At 68.2% G+C, this 17,272-nt stretch carries 11 protein-coding genes and 2 pseudogenes; 2 read left to right on the top strand and 11 right to left on the bottom strand.

Features of this window, described 5'->3' with window-relative positions:
- Positions 1 to 10 precede the first annotated feature (10 nt).
- Positions 11 to 1,027, bottom strand: a complete 1,017-nt coding sequence (locus tag H7J93_RS01140; RefSeq protein WP_267304456.1) for a TIGR03617 family F420-dependent LLM class oxidoreductase — start codon at positions 1,025 to 1,027, stop codon at positions 11 to 13.
- Between the two features lie 11 nt (positions 1,028 to 1,038).
- Here H7J93_RS01140 and H7J93_RS01135 point away from each other — a divergent pair, with 11 nt between their 5' ends.
- Together H7J93_RS01135 and H7J93_RS01130 are read left to right on the top strand one after the other, a co-directional pair.
- Positions 1,039 to 1,623, top strand: coding sequence for a DUF1942 domain-containing protein (locus H7J93_RS01135; RefSeq protein ID WP_267304455.1), 585 nt, complete (start codon positions 1,039 to 1,041; stop codon positions 1,621 to 1,623).
- A 127-nt stretch (positions 1,624 to 1,750) separates the two neighbouring features.
- Positions 1,751 to 2,104 carry a Fe-S protein gene (locus H7J93_RS01130; protein ID WP_267304454.1) on the top strand — a complete coding sequence of 118 codons (354 nt, stop codon included), beginning with the start codon at positions 1,751 to 1,753 and terminating at the stop codon, positions 2,102 to 2,104.
- A gap of 55 nt (positions 2,105 to 2,159) precedes the next feature.
- Here H7J93_RS01130 and H7J93_RS01125 read toward each other — a convergent pair whose 3' ends face one another.
- From H7J93_RS01125 to recC, 10 genes and pseudogenes are all read right to left on the bottom strand, one after another.
- A complete protein-coding gene (locus H7J93_RS01125; protein ID WP_267304453.1) occupies positions 2,160 to 3,206 on the bottom strand; it encodes a tartrate dehydrogenase in 1,047 nt (348 codons plus the stop codon).
- The gene (locus H7J93_RS01120) at positions 3,203 to 4,807 is read right to left on the bottom strand and encodes an SLC13 family permease (RefSeq protein ID WP_267304452.1); all 1,605 of its coding nucleotides are present in this window, start codon (positions 4,805 to 4,807) and stop codon (positions 3,203 to 3,205) included. The genes H7J93_RS01125 and H7J93_RS01120 overlap by 4 nt, the downstream gene beginning before the upstream one ends.
- Before the next feature lie 77 nt (positions 4,808 to 4,884).
- Positions 4,885 to 5,379 (bottom strand): hypothetical protein, encoded by a 495-nt coding sequence (locus H7J93_RS29235; protein ID WP_372507760.1) that lies wholly within the window; start codon positions 5,377 to 5,379, stop codon positions 4,885 to 4,887.
- Positions 5,380 to 5,502: pseudogene (locus tag H7J93_RS29360) on the bottom strand (hypothetical protein); the annotation flags it as partial.
- Between the two features lie 169 nt (positions 5,503 to 5,671).
- A pseudogene (locus tag H7J93_RS01110) lies at positions 5,672 to 6,460 on the bottom strand (AMP-binding protein); the annotation flags it as partial.
- A gap of 215 nt (positions 6,461 to 6,675) precedes the next feature.
- Positions 6,676 to 8,490 (bottom strand): sulfatase-like hydrolase/transferase, encoded by a 1,815-nt coding sequence (locus H7J93_RS01105; RefSeq protein ID WP_267304451.1) that lies wholly within the window; start codon positions 8,488 to 8,490, stop codon positions 6,676 to 6,678.
- A complete protein-coding gene (locus H7J93_RS01100) occupies positions 8,483 to 8,932 on the bottom strand; it encodes an SRPBCC family protein (protein ID WP_267304450.1) in 450 nt (149 codons plus the stop codon). Before H7J93_RS01100 ends, H7J93_RS01105 begins: the two co-directional genes overlap by 8 nt.
- Positions 8,933 to 9,045: 113 nt before the next feature.
- The gene (gene recD / locus H7J93_RS01095) at positions 9,046 to 10,713 is read right to left on the bottom strand and encodes an exodeoxyribonuclease V subunit alpha (protein WP_267304449.1); all 1,668 of its coding nucleotides are present in this window, start codon (positions 10,711 to 10,713) and stop codon (positions 9,046 to 9,048) included.
- The gene (gene recB / locus H7J93_RS01090) at positions 10,710 to 14,000 is read right to left on the bottom strand and encodes an exodeoxyribonuclease V subunit beta (protein ID WP_267304677.1); all 3,291 of its coding nucleotides are present in this window, start codon (positions 13,998 to 14,000) and stop codon (positions 10,710 to 10,712) included. The genes recD and recB overlap by 4 nt, the downstream gene beginning before the upstream one ends.
- A gap of 5 nt (positions 14,001 to 14,005) precedes the next feature.
- Positions 14,006 to 17,254, bottom strand: a complete 3,249-nt coding sequence (gene recC, locus H7J93_RS01085) for an exodeoxyribonuclease V subunit gamma (RefSeq protein WP_267304448.1) — start codon at positions 17,252 to 17,254, stop codon at positions 14,006 to 14,008.
- Positions 17,255 to 17,272 lie beyond the last annotated feature (18 nt).

Here is a 17,272-nt window from a genome sequence, read left to right as displayed (position 1 = left end):
TGCCGCGCGCTCAAGCAGTCGAAATGCTGCGCGCCACCGCGCCGTAGCGCTCGATGCGCTCGGGATCGGCCAGCGCGTTGTACAGCACGACGCGCGACGCGATGCCGTCGTACTTCGCGACCAGCGCGTCGGCCAGGCCGTCCCACGTCGACTCGGTCGCGAACGTCGCGATGTGCTCGTCGCTGATCTGCGCCGCCATGCCCTTGAAGTCGCCGGCCTTCTGCTTCTCGCGGATACGCGCCGTCGTCCCCTCGAACCCGGCCTCGTCCCAGATGAACGCGTAGTTGGGTGTGCTGCCGTAGAAGCTCATGCTGGCCCGGACGAGCTCGCGTTCGCGATCGCGTTCCTCGTCAGTGTCGCCGACGATCGTCATCACCGGCACGATCACCGCGATGTCCGACGCCGAGCGGCCCGATTTCGCCGCCCCCTCAGCCACTTTCGGGACCACATGCCGCGAGATGTAGCCCGGCTCGCCGAGCGGATGCACATGCACTCCGTCGGCCACTTCGCCCGCCATGCGCAGCATCCATGGGTTCACCGCCGCGATGTCGACCTTGGGGTCCGGCGCGTCGATCGGTCCCGCGCTCCACTGCGGACTGATGAAGTCGAGGTTGTAGAACTCGCCGTGGTGATCGAGCTTCCCGGTGCGGAACGCCGCGAAGCACGCTTTGACGGCGAGCACGTAGTCGCGCAGCCGTGGACCGGGATGCTCGAAGTCTGCGCTGTAACGCCGCACCACATGCGTGCGCACCTGTGTGCCGAGGCCGAGCCGGAACCTGCCGCCCGTCGCCTCCTGCAGTTCCCACGCCGACGCCGCCGTCACGAACGGGCTGCGCGGAAACGCCACGGCGACACCGGTCGACAGGTCGAGACCCGGTGCGGCTTGCGACGCCACGGCGACGTTGAGATAGGCGGTGCGGCCGGTCTCGGTGAACAGCAGTCCGGCGAACCCCGCCTCTTGTGTGCGACGGGCGAGGTCCCCGATCGACTGCAACGGCTGCGGCGTGGTCATCGCGTCGACATACACAGGGCAACCCTATGCGCATTGCGGGCAAGGACTCGTGGCGATTTTTAGCATTTCGCTTTCTGACCAGGGCTGATGCGGTAACTGTTGAATATTCGAATTCGCCGTGGGAGGGAACTACATTGAGCATCAAGGGACTAGCAAAACTGGCCGGCGCCACCGCGGTCGCCGCCGGCCTCGCGCTCGGGACGGCTGGGATCGCGACGGCCACCGACAGCATTCAACAGTTCGGCGTGGAGCAGACGATCAATGACGTCGCATCCGGCGGCCCGCTGATCGGCTACACGGCCACCGATCTCCAGCCGAGCACCGATGCGATTCCCTACCCGGTCGCCGGACGGCTATGGGAAGCGACGCTGACGGTGAATGCGTTTGGAAACTGGGCCAATCCGGTGCTTCCGCGCTTCCATGCCCGCGCGGAGGACGGCCAGGGGTACCAGGCGATCACCAACGTGTTCATCCCGACGGCGATTCAGGGCAACGCGGTGCCGCCGAACGGTACGTCGAGCGGCAAGCTCTACTTCGACGTCGTGGGTGTCGATCCGAACAGCGTCGTCTACAACGACGGGATCCGCGACATCCTCGCCTGGGTGCCCTGAACCCGACGGGCTCCCAGCAAATTCACAGCGGCGTGCGCCGCTGATCCAGTGACAACTTGGCGATGGATCTTGCCAACGTCGGGGCAGCCTCTGGTTGCCCAGACGTTTTCTGTCGTACCCTCGACCCATGGAACTACTACGTCACGTAGTTGTACTGCTGCACATCGTCGGATTCGCCGTCACGTTCGGGGCGTGGGCCGCCGAAGCGGCCGCCAAACGGTTCCGCTTCACCCGCATCATGGACTACGGCGTGCTGCTCTCATTGCTCACCGGATTGGCGCTCGCCGCGCCGTGGCCGGCGGGGATCGAGCTGAACTACCCGAAGATCGGCGTCAAGCTCGTCATCCTCATCGTGATCGGTGGGCTGCTCGGCATGGGCAGCGCCCGACAGAAGAAGACAGGTGAGGCCGTCGCCCGTCCACTGTTCGTCACTGTGGGCGTGCTGTCCTTCGCGGCCGCCGCGATCGCCGTTCTCTGGTGATTTGTGTGCGTTCAGGAGCGGTGAGCGCTCTCGAACGCACACAAATCGCAGGGGTTTAGCGGAGTTGCGCGACGAGCGCGTCCGTCACCTCGGCCGTCGAGGCGGTCCCGCCGAGATCGCCGGTGCGCGTTTCGGGTTTGGCCAGCGTCGCTTCCATCGCCGCCAGTACCTCACGCGCAGCAGCTGGATGGCCCAGGTGTTCGAGCATCATCGCCGCCGACCACACCGCACCGATCGGATTGGCGATACCGCGGCCCGCGATGTCGGGCGCCGAACCGTGTACCGGCTCGAACATCGACGGGTATTCCTTCGTCGGGTCCAGGTTGCCTGACGGCGCGATCCCGATCGACCCCGCGACCGCCGCGGCGAGGTCAGAAAGGATGTCGCCGAACAGGTTTGACCCCACCACCACGTCGAAGCGCTGCGGCTGGAGTACGAACTTGGCGGCCAGCGCGTCGATGTGCTCGCTGTCCATCCGCACGTCGGGGAAGTGGGTCGCCCGCTCCGCGACCACCTCATCCCAGAACGGCAGCGTGTGTACGATGCCGTTCGACTTCGTCGCCGACGTGACGTATCCGCGTCGCGACCGGGCCAACTCGAACGCATAGTCCGCGATGCGGCTGACGCCGACGCGGGTGAAAACCGATTCCTGGACGGCCATCTCGTCGGGGAAGCCGCGGTTGAGCCGCCCGCCGATCTCGCTGTACTCGCCCTCGACGTTCTCCCGCACCACCACGAAGTCGACGGTGCCCGGCGCCCGCAGCGGGCTCTCGACGCCGTCGAACACCTTGATCGGGCGCAGGTTGACGTACTGACGGAACGCGCGCCGGATCGGGATCAGCAGTCCCCACAGCGAGACGTGGTCGGGCACGCCGGGCCAGCCGACTGCGCCCAGCAGGATCGCGTCGAAGCCCCGCAGCTGTTCGATACCGTCGGCGGGCATCATCGACCCGTCGCGGGTGTACCGCTCGCACGACCAGTCGAAGTCGGTGTAGGACAACTCGATTCCGTGCTTGGCAGCGACGGCGTCAAGCACCGCACGTGCCGATGTGATGACCTCAGGTCCTATCCCGTCGCCCGGGATCACCGCGATAGACGTCATCCGCCCAATCCAAGCAGACCCACCATCAACGGCAACATGATGATGATCAGGATCGCGCCCGCGATGTCGAAGGTGATGCCCGATCGGATCATCGTCGTGATCTTCACGACGCCCGATCCGTAGACGATCGCGTTCTGCGGCGTCGACACCGGCAGCATGAACCCGAACGACGCCGCGAACGTCGCCGCCAGCGCGGGTACGAACGGGTTGACACCCGCGGCCATCGCTACCGGGATGACGATCGGTACCACCACCGCGGCCGATGCGGTGTTACTCGTCGTCTCCGACACGATGATCGCCAGGATCACCGCGAAGATCGTGATCGGCACGATGCTCGACAGGCCCAGCGCGTCGTTGATGGACGTGCCAATGGTCTCGGCCAAACCGGTCGACGAGATCAGCGACCCGAAGATGATGCCGGTACCGAAGAGAATGATGGTGCCCCAGTCGATTTCGGCGGCGTCGCTCCAGCGCAGGGTGAACTCTCGGTCTTTCCACTCGGTCGGCAGGAGGAACAGCAGCGCCGCGCCGAACACCGCGACCACACCCTCGTCGAGGCGATCGCTGACGAATTCGTATGCGCTGGACTCGGTGCCGGTGATCAGCGCGACGATGCCGGGCAGAATCCACAGCGTCACGGTGATGCCGAAGGCGATGAGCGTGTTCTTCTCGGCGCGCGACAGTGAGCCCAACTTCTCCCGCTCATCCGCGACGTATTGGGCGACACCGTCGATGCGCTTGATCTCCGGCTTGTTCAGCCGCAGCAGGATGAGCGCCAGCAGCGCGAACATCACCAGGCAGATGGGGACCGCCATCACCATCCACTGGCCGAAGCTGATGCGCTCGCCGGTGGCCTCCTCGATCAGTCCGCGGCCAATCAGGTTGGGCGGGCTGCCAACTGGCGTCAGCAGACCACCGACGCTGGCGCCGTAAGCCAGCATCAACATGATCGTCGAGCCCACCCGCAGCCGCTGCGGATCGAAGTCGGGTTCGACGTCACCCCGCTTCTGCAGCAGCTTGGCGACGACGCCGAGGATGCCGATCGCCGTCGGCAGCAGCATCGCCACGGTCGCCGTGTTGGACACGAATGCCGACAGCATGCAGGTGATCGCGCCGAACGCGAGGATCACGCCGGTGGTCGAGTGGCCGACCCCGGGAAGCGACAGGATGCGGAACGCGGATCGCCGCGCGAGGCCGTGTTTGAGCATCGCCTGCGCGAGGATGAACGCCCCGATGAACGTGAAGATCGTCGACGAGCCGAACGGCCCGAGAACGTCGTCGACCGGAGCCACGCCAAGGAAGACGGCGACGGCGACCCCGAGCAGACCGCCGACGGGAATCGGGATCGCCTCGCTGATCCACAGTGCGATGACACCGAGCAACACCGCGCCGAGCACCTGCTGCTCGCGTGGGATGTCGAGGGGAAGAACCAGGAAGGCGATGGTCAGCAGGGGAGCGAGGAACAGGCCGATCGTGCGTCGACCTTTCTCGAACCGTTCCTCCTGCGGGGAGAGCTTCTGCTCGCCGAGGCTTCGATACGTCGCGCTTCCGAGAAGTGCCTTGTCGACGTCGGTCGGTTTGACCGAGCTTTCCGTGGTCATGGCGGCTCCGTCCACTGGCGGCTGTGTTCTACACCACACGGGGGAGTGCCCTGCTATTCGCAGTGCCTAAACATGGGTCAGTTCACGAGCGAAAGCGCATACGCCCGCCGTAGCTTGCCCGACGGGGTCTTGGGGATCATCCCGGGCTCGAGCACCACGACATTGCGCGGCCGCACGTCGACCTCGGCAAACACCTCATGGGCAACCTGTCGTTCGACGCGGCGCACCTCTGTGGGGTCCGCGTAGTCCTTGCACTCGACGGCGACGGCGAACGTCTCGCGCGACAGTCCCGCGTCGAGGCGCACCGCGACGGCGCAGCCCGGCCGCACCCCGTCGACCCGGCCGGCAGCGCGTTCGATGTCGGTGGGGTAGATGTTGCGCCCGGCCATGATGATCACGTCTTTGAGCCGGCCACACACGACGACGTCGCCGGTCTCGGTGAGATAGCCGAGGTCGCCGGTGTCGTACCAGCCGCGTTCGTCCTGCGCGGGGATGAACCCGGCCACCGTGGTGTAGCCGCGGGTCACCGGCTCGCCGCGGACTTCGATGACGCCGACGCCGCGCGCCGACATCTCGCTGCCGTCCTCGTCGAGGATGCGGACCTCCAGCCCGTCGAGGGGCTTGCCCAGTGACACCAGTCGCCGGGTATGCCCCCGGGTTGCCGGTACGGTGCAGGATCGACAGCAGATCGGCGTCGACCTCGTCGACCACCATGCCTCCGCCGCACTCGGAGAACGACACGGCCACCGTCGTCTCGGCCATCCCGTACGCCGGGATGATCGCTTCGGGCTTCAATCCGAACGGCGCGCCGGCATCGCAGAGGTCCTCGACGTCGAGAGGATCGACCTGCTCGGCGCCCGACAACGCCCAGCGCAGCGTCGACAGGTCGAAGTCTCCGGGCTTGGCCTGCCTGCGCAGCCGTTTGGCCAACAGGTTGTAGGCGAAGTTCGGTGCGGCCGTCATCGTGCCCTTGTACTTGTCAATCAGCCTGGGCCACAACAACGTATCGCGCAGAAAGTCCATCGGCGTGACCTTGACCAGTTCGGCTCCGATATACATCGGCACGGTCAGGTAGCCCGTCATGCCCATGTCGTGGAAACAGGGCAGCCAGCTCACGATCACGTCGGTGTCGACGTGGAAATGGCAGCCGACGACCATGGCTTCGGCGTTGGCGACGATGTTCGCGTGCGTGATCTGGACTGCCTTGGGCGAGCCGGTCGACCCCGAGGTCAGCTGCATTAGCGCGACGTCGTGATCGAAGGTGTCGAGCGGCTCGACGGGCGCGGTCGCCAACAGCGACTCGATCGTCAGCACCGTCATACCGCGTTCGGCCAGCACCGGTGCCGCGGCCATGAACGGATCGGAGATGACGACGGCTCGCGCCGAAATCATCTCGATCACGGTGGTGGTCTCCTCGGCCCAGCGCACCAGATCGGTGCGGGGTGTGGGCTGGTGCACCATGGTCGCGCTGGCGCCGCGCATCCAAATGCCTTGCGCTGTCGGCGCTATCTCGACTGGTGCGCCTGCGAGGACGGCGACGGCGTCACCCGGTCCGATGCCGGCTGCAGCGAGACCGCCTGCCACACGACGCGCCCGGTCGTGCACCTGCGCCCAGGTATGGCGGACGGGCGCATCGGGCTCCCCGGTGACCATGCCCATCCGACTCGACTGAGCGTTGCCGTACATGGTCTCGGTAAATCGACTCACGACAATCCCTTGTGCCTGGGCGGCGTGTGATGACCCGGTGCGAGAGATTCAGATGCGCCAGGTGCTTTGGGAATCGCTCCGGTCGAAGCGACAGGTCGTGCGTATCGCACTGTACCGAGCCAACCGTCGCCGCGTTGCGGAGCGCGCCGATGGTTGTCGACTTATTTGCGCAGCGCGCGTTTCCGCACCCGGGCGACCAGTTGCGCCGCGAACGACGGCCCCGTCGCCGGCCGACGGGACACGTATGGCCACGGATTGTTCCGCTCGGGGACGGCGTCGGTGCGCACCTGTTTCAGCTGCATCCTCAGGTGCCTGCGCAGGTCGTCGAGCGCCGGGTCCGTCCACCGGTTGACGGCTTCGGTCGGGTCGCTGGTCAGGTCGTAGAGCTCCCACTGATCGTCCAGCGGCGACGTGCGGTAGGCCTCGCCGCCCAGCCCGTTGGCCGCGAGGTGCCGCACCCCGGGTTCCGTCCACGTCGCCGGGTCGTCGAACGTGCGCACCAGCTTCCACAGGTGGCCCTCGCCGCCATCGGCCTCATCGACCCGCATGACCAGTCCCTCGAAGTTGGAGGCGACGTGTGCGGGCACCTGAATGCGCAGCGGCGCAGGCGGATTCGTCGTCAGCTTCAATCGGCGCGCCAGACCCGACGCGCCGGTGTCGCCCTCGAGGACGTTGTCGCGCGTCAGCAGGTACACCGCGCGTGTCTCGTCGGCGGGCGCCCCGTCGACCACCGGCATCAGGTTTCGGCCGGGCAGGTCGTGCACCTCGGAGAACGACTCCCGCAGCGTCGCCGCCGCCTCTGCGACGTCAATGCCGGCGGCGCCAAGCAGCGTCGGCACCAGATCTACGTGCGACGTCGGCGCCGTCACGGTGCGCGCCGGTGTGGCGTCCGCACCGATCCGCGCGACGACGAACGGCACCCGGGTGGCCTCGTCGTACAGGTTGAACCACTTCTGGTGCAGGCCGCCGTGCGCGCCGAGCAGATCGCCGTGATCGGAGGTCCGCACCAGCACCGCGTTGTCCGAGCCGCCCTCGGTGACCGCGCGGCGTACCTGGTCGATCGGCGAGTCGACCTCGGCGTGCAGCCGGTAATAGAGGTCGCGGTAGCGCTGGGCGCTGCCGTTGTACGAGCGGTCGACCGCGGGTGCGACGCCGTAGCCGGAGTAGTACGCCTCGCGGAACGCGATCTGCGCGGCCGGCTTGGTCGACAGGTCCTCGTCGGCGGTGGGCGCGGCGGGGACGTGAGGCGGGTCGAGGTGCGACGGCTTTACCGGGCTCCGGCGTACCCACGCGGGGAAGAGCACAATGTCGTGCGGGTTGACGAAGCTGGCGACCAATAGGAACGGTTTCAATGCCTCCTGGTCGCCTGCGCGACGCCGCGCGTAGCGGTCGTTGAGCCAGGCGACAACACGGTCGGCGATCAGCGGGTCGCGACGGATGCCGGCGTTGGCGAGCAGCGCGCCATGCGGCTCGGGGCCCACCCAGCCCGAAAAGCCGAAGGGGGCAAGCGGATCAGCGTCGAGATAGCGCTGCACCGCGTCATGGTCGATGATGCCGTCGTCGTCGTTGGTCGCCAGCGGGGCGCCGGTCGCGGGGTCGGTGAGGTCAGCGTGCGAGATGTGCCATTTGCCGTCGTAGTGGGTGTCGTATCCGGCGGCGCTGAACCAGTTGCCGAGAGTGGGCACCTCGCCCTGGCGCAGCCACCGCATGCGGGAGTCGTTGTACACCTTGCCGATGCCGTCGGTCTGCGTGACGCCGTGCAGATCGGGGTACTGCCCGGTGAAAATCGTTGGGCGGCTTGGCACGCAGGCCAGCGAGCCGGTGTAGTGGCGGCCGAAGCTGACCCCATGTTCGTCGAACCATTTGCGGCCGGTCAGCGTGCGGCCGCGCCAGGCGAGCACGTCGGGCGACTCATAGGGAGGGATCGCGCGTTCCTCGTCGGTCATGATGATGACGATGTCGGGGCGCTCAGACACGGGAGTTCTCCAATCGCTTGGCGAGTCCGGCGAGCATGCCGTCGGACTCATGGGCCATCACGCGGCATACTCCGCGTTCGGCGAGCTGTCGCAGTGGGCCGGAACCGATTTCGACGGTGCTGGTCAATGTGACCGCCGTCTCGTCGCCCTGTGGTCGCAGGGTCCAGCGGTTGGTGACGCGACCCAGTTGCTTCGGTAACCCATCGATCTCGTAGGCGAGGGCGTGCGGCGGGTCGAACTCGACGATGGTCTCGACCAGCGTGTTGCGGCCCATCTGTACCCGTCGGCTGGTGCCGATGGGGCCGCCGTCGGGGCCGTGCACGAGGATGCTCGAGTGGTCGGCGCGGTCGACCCACGTGCTGAGGGCGCCGAAGTCCGCGAGCACATTCCAGACTTCCTGTGGGGCAGCCGCGATGGTGCGGGTGCGGGCGATCTCGGCCACGGCCCCACGGTACCTGCGTTGTGCAACAGCGGGTGGAGCCCGTGCGACTTCCTGCGATTTCGGCGTGCTGGGTCACGCTCAGCGAGACTAAACACGCCGAAATCGCAGAAAAACTAGGCGCGCAGTCGTTGCGCCAGGCCCGACGCTCGGACCGCCCGCCGCTGTACCGCCGCCCGCACCGACACCTCGGTCCCGATGACGCGGATCCGCTCCTTGGCGCGCGTCACCGCGGTGTAGAAGAGCTCGCGGGTCAACAATCGCGAGTCCTCGAGTGGCAGCAAAACGGTCACCTCGTCGGCCTGGCTGCCCTGCGACTTGTGGATCGTCATCGCATGCATGGTGTCGACCTCGGAGAGCCGCCCGGTCGCGAACTCCAGCGGCTCGGCGCCGGCGGCCACCACCGCGCGCAGGCCGTTCTCGCGCAGCACCGTCACCCCCGTGTCGCCGTTGTAGAGGCCCAGCCCGTAGTCGTTCGCTGTCACCAGGATCGGCCTGCCCGCGTACCACTGCGTCCACAGCGGCTCGCCGGTCGCGTCGGTCAGCCATCGCTCGACCTGGTGGTTCCAGAACCGCACCCCGTACGGCCCGCGGCGGTGTGCGCACAGCAGCCGATGCTCGTCCAGCGTCGACAGCGCGGCCTTCGCGTCGCCGAGGATCGCCGCCTCACGCAGCCGCAACGCATGGGGGAGAGTCACTTTGCGTAACGGCTCGGCCGGATCGTCGGTCTCGAGCCACTCGATGTGCTCCCCGCCCGCCCGCAGCAAGGCGACGACCTCGTCGGTGTCGCCAACCCGGATCGCCGACGCCAGTTTGCCGATCGACACGCCGAACCGGTGTGACGTCTTCAGCTCGGCGATCCGCGCCGCGCCGAGGCCGTCGACCATGTCCGCCAGCACCGCCCCCGCCTCGACCGACGCCAGCTGGTCCGGATCGCCGACGAGCAGCAGCCGGCTGTCGGGCCGCAGCGCTTCGAGCAGTCGCGCCATCAGCGTCAGCGACACCATCGACGTCTCGTCGACCACGATGACGTCGTGCGGCAGCCGGTTCTCCCGGTGATGCCTGAACCGCGACGAGTTGTCCGGCCGCGACCGCAACAGCCGATGCAGCGTCGACGCCTTCAGCTCCGGCAGCCGATCGCGATCGACGGCGTCGAGCTTGTCGACCTCCAACTGGACCGCCTCCAGCAGCCGCGCCGCCGCCTTACCCGTCGGCGCCGCCAACGCGATACGCAGCGGCGGTCGCCCCGACAGCGACGCCTGCTCGGCCAGCAGCGCCAACAGCCGCGCGACCGTCGTCGTCTTACCGGTGCCCGGCCCGCCGGTCAGCACCGTAAGCGACTGTGTCAGAGCGACTTCCGCCGCCGCCCGCTGCTCCTCCCAGCCCTTGGGGAACAGCCGCTCCAGACTCGGCACCGTGCCGGGCAGCGACGACGACAGCAGCGTCAGCACGTCCTCGCACACCTGCTGCTCTTCGAGCCAGTAGCGGTCCATGTACAGCAGATCGCCGTACAGCCGCAGCACCGGCGTGCCCGTGACGAGCGGGCTCGCCCGCACCGCCGCCAGCCACGCATCGGGCTGCGGCCATGGCAGGTCAGGCATTTCGAGCTGATCGGCGATCGAGCGCAGGTCCACGCACACCGAGCCGCCGCGCAGCGCCCGCACCACGATCGCGATCGCCAATTGGACGGTCTCGTCGGTCTCCTGCGCCAAAGCGGTGAGTCGCCGCGCGACGTGCACATCGGCCGGCTCGAACAGGTCCGCGAACTCCTCGAGAAGGGTCACGCCGCCGCCACCCCCGCATCCAGCAGGTCCGACATCGCCACGATCAGCGCTGCCGGTGGACGCCAACTGAACACTCCTGCCGGATGCCCGTCGACCACCGGCGTCTGAGCACCACACATACCGCGCATGAACAGATACAGCACCCCGCCGAGATGCGCCTCCGGCGAATAGCCGGGCTGCCGCCACCGCAGGAACCGATGCAGCACAACGCAATACAGCAGCGCCTGCAGCGGATAGTCCGAATGCAGCATCGCCTCGGCCAACCTCGGCTGCGCGTAGTCCGCAGCCGTCAAATCCCGCCCCGGCTCACCGAGCCAGTTCGTCTTGTAGTCGACGACGAGGTATCGACCGTCCACCCGCAGCACCACATCCAACGACCCCGTCAGGTACCCCTTCAGCGACTGCGCACCCAGGGCGCCACTCGACAAGCGATCGGCGTACGAGACCAGGGGATCGTCGGAGGGCAGGTGCTCCGCCAGCACCCGGCCGACGTCGGCCAGCGTGATCGACGGGGCACCGGCCCGCACGTCGCCACCCGCCAACGGGAACTCGAACTCCATCTCCTGCAGCCGGTCTCGCAGACCGATCTGCCGCAGCGTCATGCCGGGCGCCAACGGGCCGAGCGGGGTGTCGTGCATCGGCACCATCGCCGCCGCCAGGTCCTCGGGCGCGGCGTCGACGGGCCACCACACCGAGTGCTCGCGGATCTTCGACTCCAGCTCGCCCGCGAGATCGTCGACCAACGGATCGGCGGTCTCGAGCACAGCGTGCACCAGCGTGCCGAACTTCGCGCCGGTCGGCAGATCGGCCATCGGCGAGGGCACGTCGGACCCGACATCAGAAGCCTCGTGGACCGGCACCTCGCCGACCTCGTCGTCGAGCTCGATCACCTCCGGCTCGCTGGTGACCCCCACCGATTCCGCCGCGCGGATCAGCCCGGAGTACGACGTCCGCCGCCACGACGTGTCGATCCGCCGATGGAAGTGCCGCACATCGAGATCCTCTGGTGTGGGCGGCAATTCGACCTCGACGGGCGGGGTGAGGACGGACTCCTCGAGGACCGGCCCGCCGACGGTCTCCCACGCTCGCAGCGCGGTCAGTGCGTCGGCGTCGTCGATCTTCGGCGGGTCGCAGCGGTCGGGCACCACCGGGTCGCCGGGTTGGCGGCCGCGCAGCAGTCGCGACAGTCCGCCGTTGGGTTCGTCCCATGAGGGCGCCCACCAGGCGACCACCTGGGACTGTGCCCGGGTCAGCGCGACGTAGGTCAGCCGGACATCGTCGCTGGCCGCCTCCTGACGGCCCGACTGCTGGACCGCCGAGTAATCCGGGCTCTGCTCGCCGCCGATGTGCAGGCAGCGGGTGTCGCCGTCGTGGAACAGCACCACGTCGCGGGTCTGGATGTTGCGGTTGAACGCGAACGGCAGGTACACGACCGGGTACTGCAGGCCCTTGCTCACCCACACCGTCATGACCTGCACGGCCGCGGCGTCGCTGTCCAGGCGGCGATTTCGCTCCACGGCGCCGCTGCGCTCCTCGCGCTGTGTGCGAAGCCAGTCGCGCAGGGTGGGCAGGCTGAAGTGCTCGTGGTGTGCGGTGTCGTGCAGCACCTGCGTCAGGTGCGCCAGATCGGTCATGTGGCGCTCGCCGTCGACCCACGACAGCACCCGGGTGCCCATGCCCCGCAGCTGCGCGGCCTCGAAGACGGCGGCGACGCCGCGGTCACGCGCATGGTCGGCCCACTCGCGCAGGATGTCGGCGATCCGATCGGTCAACGTCTCGCCTTCGGCGGCAAGGGTTTCCGCGGTCTCACCGAAAAACATGGTGGTCGCCGCCGCGCGCACCAGTCCGGAGCGGTGGGGTTGGTCGAAGGCTTCCAGCAGGCACAGCCAGTCGTCGGCCGCCTGCGACGAGAACACGTCGGAGTCGCCGGTGTACACGGCGGGGATGCCCGCCGCGGCCAGCGCGTCGAAGCACACCCGCCCGTCGCGGTGGGTTTCGACGATGACCGCGATGTCACCCGGCCGCAGCGGCTGGTCGCAGAACGTCGCGCCGCTCGACAGCAGCGCGGCGATGTCGGAGGCCAGGTCCGCGCTGATATGGGGCCGCAGCCGGTCCATATTGATGGTGCGATCGGGCCTGGTGCGCAACGTCTCTCGGGACACGACGCGCAGCCGGAACGGGTCGTTGTGCGGAGCCCCCTTGAGTCGGTGCTCCTTGTGGTTGGCCGCGACCTCCCGCACCACGATCCTGGGGTCGCCGAGCTGCGCGTCGCGCATCACCGCCTGAAGGCTGTCGACGAGTGGACCGTCGCTGCGCCAGTTGGTGCCGAGGGTCCGGCGTTCGCCCGCACTCTCGGCGGCATGCAAGTACGTGACGATGTCGCCGCCTCGGAACGCGTAGATCGCCTGCTTCGGGTCACCGATCAGGATCACCGTGGAGTGGCCGGAGAACGCGCGGTCGATCACCTGCCACTGCACCGGGTCCGTGTCCTGGAACTCGTCGACCATGACGATCGACCAGCGCCGCTGCATGCGGGCCCGCGCCGGGGAATCCGCGGGCTCCAACGCATTCGCAAGCCGCGAGAGCAGGTCGTCGTAGTGCAGGATGCCGAGCTTGCGTTTGCGCTTCTCCAGCTCTGCGCAAACGGCTTTCGCGAAGTCGACGCGTACCGCGGGCTCGAAGCCCGGCAGCGGGTCCAGCGGCCGCAACTCGGTGTGCGGGTTGGCGACCACCTCCCGTGCGAGCTCGAGCGCCTGCTCGCGGGTCAGCGCCGGGTCGTCTTTCTGCTGGCCGAAGTGCGCGAGGTACAGGTCATCGACGATCTCGGCGACCACATCGTCGAGGCTGTCCACCAGCTGCACGCCCGCATCGGTATCGCCAGCCACCCCAAGCGATTTCAGCACCAGCTGGCAGAACTGATGGGTAGTGGCGATTGTCGCGGCGTCGAAGCCGGCCAGCGCGTCACGCAGCCGCAGCTTGCGTTCGGCCAGCTCGTCGGGATCGCCGTCGAGCAGGTGCTTGAGGATCTGGTTGTCGCCGACGGTCGACGGGTCGTCGAACGCCAGCAGCGCCTCGAGGATCTGGCTGCGCACCCGCTCCCGCAGTTCCTGGCTTGCGGCTCGCCCGAACGTGATGAGCAGCATCTCATCGAGCGTCGCCACGCCCTCGGCGACGTAGCGCGTCACCAGGCCCGCGAGCGCAAACGTCTTACCCGTCCCCGCACTCGCCTCGAGCACGGTCGTGGACCGCGGTGCCGGCAACGGACCCAGCAGGTCGAAGGGGGCCATCTCCATCAGTCGGGGTCCCTCTCGGCCGAGAGTATCGGCGACCACAGCCGTGTCGCGTAGTCCGGCAGACCGGCGGCGACCAGGTCCTCAAGCGGATAGCCGTGACCCCATACGAGGACGTGGGCCTTCTCTTGGTCCTCACCGGGGTACTTACCCGTCTTCCACCTCCACCCCGCCTCGCGCATCGGAACGCCGCGGTGGTGCTCGGTCTCCGCCCATGCGTAGGACGTCTTGAGCGGCAACGGAATCGGCTGGCGGCGCCCCTCGTCGTACATCGCGACGAGATCGCGAAGGACCTCGAGCGCCCCGTCCGGCGGACCGAGCAGCCGCTCCCTCGGCGGGCCGTCCCGCTTGGGGCGTCCGATACACACCGCCGTCCACTCCCGGCCCGGATACTGGGCGGTCAACGCCACCAGGCGAATCCACGATTCCAGCAGGTGCCGTCCGTCCAGTTTCGAGTACGTGACAGCGACCAGCCGGTCGCCGTACAGCCGCGGCACGGTGCCGGTCACACGTCGACCGCCCACGTCGATGTCGACGTCGTAGGCGTCCGGTTCCTGGGTTCGGTGTCGCTTGGCGGCGGACGCCAGCGCGTCGGCCTTGACGCAGATGTCCGTCGCCGTTCGCCAGCCCAGCTTGCCGGGCGGCAGTGAGCCGCGCCGCCATTCGGCCGCCCGCGCGTTCTCGGGCGACATGCCGCGCAGCATGTCGTCGAGCATCCGGTCGCCGACCTTCCACTCCTGCAGGGCGTCGATCTCGACGGGCATCGCGTCCTCAACGGCTTCGACATCCCATGGCAGTGTGTAGTCCAGCGCACGAAAGAACCCTTTGACCGGGTCCTTGAAGAAGCCGATCAGGTCGTCGAGGGCGATGTCGTCGGGTGGCGGTGGCGGCAGCGGTTGACCGATGAGGCGCGGGCGTTCCTCGCGATGGCCGGTGGCGACTCGGGCCGCGGTGAGCGCGGTCGGGTCGAACGTGAACGACTTCCCCGGCGGCATGCCGAGCGCACCGGGTGTCACGTTGCGAACATCGAAGGGCTGCAACGGATGTTCGACGAGCACGCGATCGCGAACCTTCTCCGACGTGGTGATGTCCAGCGTGTCGAGCAGTTCGACGAGCGGCACCGCGGGCGGTTTGCGCTGCCCCGAATACTCGTTGGCGCCGGTGTAGGTGATGACGAGCTTCTCGGTCGCCGCGCCGATGGCGTCGAGCAGCAATTGCCGGTCCTCCGAACGGATGTCGCGCTCACCGGTCATCGGATCGCGGGCCAGCGCGTCGTCGCCGTCGACCACCCCGAGCCGCGGGAACACCCCGTCGTCGAGGCCGACCAGGCAGACCACCCGGTGTGGCACCGACCGCATCGGCACCATCGTGCACACGGTCAGGGTGCCAGTGCGGAAGTTCGCCCGGGTCGGCCTACCGGCGAGATGGCGGTCGAGCAGCGCCTTGATGTCGGGCAGCCGCATCAGGGTGTCGGCGTGCGGACCGGCCGTGGCGAGGACGTCGTTGAACTCGCGCTCGACCTGGCTGGACTGCCAGAGGTCGGCGTCGGGCACCGCGGTCAACTGAGCGATCCCGGCGGACAGCGCGGAGAGCCATTCGGACAATGGCCGTGCGCCGGAGAGCGATTCGACGCACGTCTGCAGCCGTTCGACGTATTCGGCGAGCCGGCCCGCAAGCTCGATGCGGTTGCTGCCGACGTCGTCGAGCGGAAGCGTGGTATCCAGCCACGCATGCGAATCGTCGGACATCGCCACCCCCGCCAACACACGGTCGAGGCCGAAGCGCCAGGTGTTCTGCAGGAAGTCGACGCCGTACGGGTGGCGGTGGGCGCGGTCGAAGCCCCACCGGATGTTGGCTTCGCGGACCCAGTCGGCGATCGCGTCGAGGTCGTCGTCGCTGAAGTTGAAGCATGCACGCACGGGACCCGCCTCGGCGAGGTTGAGCACCTCGCTGGCGGTGGCGCGTCCGCCGGCCAGCGTGAGCAGCTGCGACGCCACCCCGAGCAGCGGATTCGTCTGCGTCAGTGCACGATCAGCGAGTTTCACGCGCAGCTGATGCGCCGGATGTGCGCCGTCGACGACGTCGCCGAGGCCGAATCCCGCGACGATCAGCGGGGCATAGGTCTCGATGTCCGGGCACATGACGAGGATGTCGCGCGGTTCGAGGGTGGGGTCGTCGGCGAGCAGGCCCAGCAGCACCTCACGCAGGACGTCGATCTGCCGCGCGGGACCGTGGCAGCTGTGTACCTGCACGGAACGGTCGTCGGCGCTGAGGGTGCGGCCCTGCGGGCGCACGGCGTTGGCGGTGATGTCGGACTGCAACCAGCCGAGCAGCGTCTCGGGATGTGCACCGCTGCCGAGGTATTCGTCGGTGCGCGCATCGGCGGGCAGGGCGCGCTGCAGCTCGCGCAGATCGCGGCCCAGCGTCGCGAGCAGCGGGTGGTGGACCTGCCGATGCGAGGTGTCGTCGCGGCGGGGGATCGGTCCGTGGTTGCCGGCGAGCGACGCCCACAGGTCGTCGCTGGGATGCGGCAGCCACAGGTGCAGGTCGTGATGGGTGGCCAGGGCGTCGAGCAGTTCGATTTCGGTCGACGGCAGCCGCGTGTGACCGAACAAAGAAATGCGCTCGGGCAGATCGGTCGGGGACTCCTTCAGCGTGGCAATGGTTTTCGCGTGCCGGATGTGGGGCGGATCGGCGTCGACGCGGTCCAGCAACGCCCGCCAGAGCGGCGGCTGCCACCGCAGGTCGGCGTCGATGCCGCCGTCGGTGCCGCTTTCCCAGTCGACGAGCAGCTGCGGCCGCTGGCGGGCGTAGGACGCGAAGAGCCCGGCGAGCCGTCGGGCGACGGCGTAGCGCCTGCCCTGCCTCAGTTCGCGCTCGTCGCCCGATTCGAAGTGGCCGAGGTGGGTGGCCAGCGTGGTGCACCAGGCTTCGTCGCAGCTGTCGTCGATGACGGCGAGCAGCGGCCACACCATCGCGTCGGGCGACCAGGGGTCGTCGCGGTCGGTGCCGCTGATCTCGGCGATCAGCGAGCGCGGGCTGCGAAACGAGATCCCGGCGCATACCCCGTCGTCGCCCTGTCCTCGGCCGAGCACATGCGACAGCCGCTGACTGAGCCATCGCTCGACGCCCTTGGCGGGCACGATGACGACTTCCTCGGCGAAGGGATCGGGCAGGGGGTCCGATAGCAGGGCACCGAGGCCGTCGGCCAGCAGATCAGTGCGTTCAGCACGGTGCAGGTGCAGTGCCATCAGCGTCCACCATAAGCG

Source organism: Mycobacterium barrassiae, assembly GCF_025822765.1.
In the GTDB taxonomy this organism is placed as follows: domain Bacteria; phylum Actinomycetota; class Actinomycetes; order Mycobacteriales; family Mycobacteriaceae; genus Mycobacterium; species Mycobacterium barrassiae.
This window is presented reverse-complemented; position numbering and strand designations above follow the sequence as displayed.

Coding starts and splice junctions, on each gene's coding strand:
- H7J93_RS01135 (WP_267304455.1), top strand. CDS start 1,039: ATGCGCATTGCGGGCAAGGACTCGTGGCGATTTTTAGCATTTCGCTTT.
- H7J93_RS01130 (WP_267304454.1), top strand. CDS start 1,751: ATGGAACTACTACGTCACGTAGTTGTACTGCTGCACATCGTCGGATTC.
- H7J93_RS01125 (WP_267304453.1), bottom strand. CDS start 3,206: ATGACGTCTATCGCGGTGATCCCGGGCGACGGGATAGGACCTGAGGTC.
- H7J93_RS01120 (WP_267304452.1), bottom strand. CDS start 4,807: ATGACCACGGAAAGCTCGGTCAAACCGACCGACGTCGACAAGGCACTT.
- H7J93_RS29235 (WP_372507760.1), bottom strand. CDS start 5,379: ATGTCGGCGCGCGGCGTCGGCGTCATCGAAGTCCGCGGCGAGCCGGTG.
- recB (WP_267304677.1), bottom strand. CDS start 14,000: ATGGCCCCCTTCGACCTGCTGGGTCCGTTGCCGGCACCGCGGTCCACG.
- recC (WP_267304448.1), bottom strand. CDS start 17,254: ATGGCACTGCACCTGCACCGTGCTGAACGCACTGATCTGCTGGCCGAC.